Source organism: Pseudoalteromonas sp. SWXJZ94C, from assembly GCF_015864385.1.
Lineage (GTDB): Bacteria > Pseudomonadota > Gammaproteobacteria > Enterobacterales > Alteromonadaceae > Pseudoalteromonas.
Genome location: NZ_JADYXF010000167.1, coordinates 1 through 541, shown reverse-complemented (window position 1 = coordinate 541; position 541 = coordinate 1). Strand labels below are relative to the sequence as shown.

The following is a 541-nucleotide window of genomic DNA, read 5'->3' as shown; positions in this document are numbered from 1 at the left end:
CCGCCGTATACTTTTGCAAGTACGTTAGTGATTGCTGCAGTTAGTGTAGTTTTACCGTGGTCAACGTGGCCGATTGTGCCAACGTTTACGTGCGGTTTTACGCGTTCAAACTTTTCTTTTGCCATGACGGAACCTATCAGTTTTGTGTATCTAGATTACATATGAAAATAATCCACCATAGGTAGATTAAGTTAATTTTTTCAAATTTCAAATAGTTTTTTTTCTGACAGATAAAGGAAGTGTTCAAGGAGATTCTTAAGACTGGTGCTGATAGGCAGAGTCGAACTGCCGACCTCACCCTTACCAAGGGTGCGCTCTACCAACTGAGCTATATCAGCAACACAAGAACTGGAGCGGGCAGCGGGAATCGAACCCGCATCATCAGCTTGGAAGGCTGAGGTAATAGCCATTATACGATGCCCGCATAGGAATCTGTTCTTAAAATACCTCTAACCGTCAAGAATAAAGTGGTGGAGGGAGCTGGATTCGAACCAGCGAAGGCTGAGCCGTCAGATTTACAGTCTGATCCCTTTGGCCGCTC

General features: G+C 44.7%; 1 protein-coding gene and 2 tRNA genes. All 3 read right to left on the bottom strand.

All coding sequences use genetic code 11. The annotated features are described in order from the left end of the window. A partial coding sequence (locus I6F65_RS21595) for a GTP-binding protein (RefSeq protein ID WP_033023824.1) occupies window positions 1-125 on the bottom strand: 125 nt, incomplete at its 3' end. A 137-nt stretch (window positions 126-262) separates the two neighbouring features. Continuing rightward, window positions 263-338: transfer RNA gene (locus I6F65_RS21590), tRNA-Thr, on the bottom strand. A gap of 11 nt (window positions 339-349) precedes the next feature. Next, window positions 350-424: transfer RNA gene (locus I6F65_RS21585), tRNA-Gly, on the bottom strand. Window positions 425-541 lie beyond the last annotated feature (117 nt).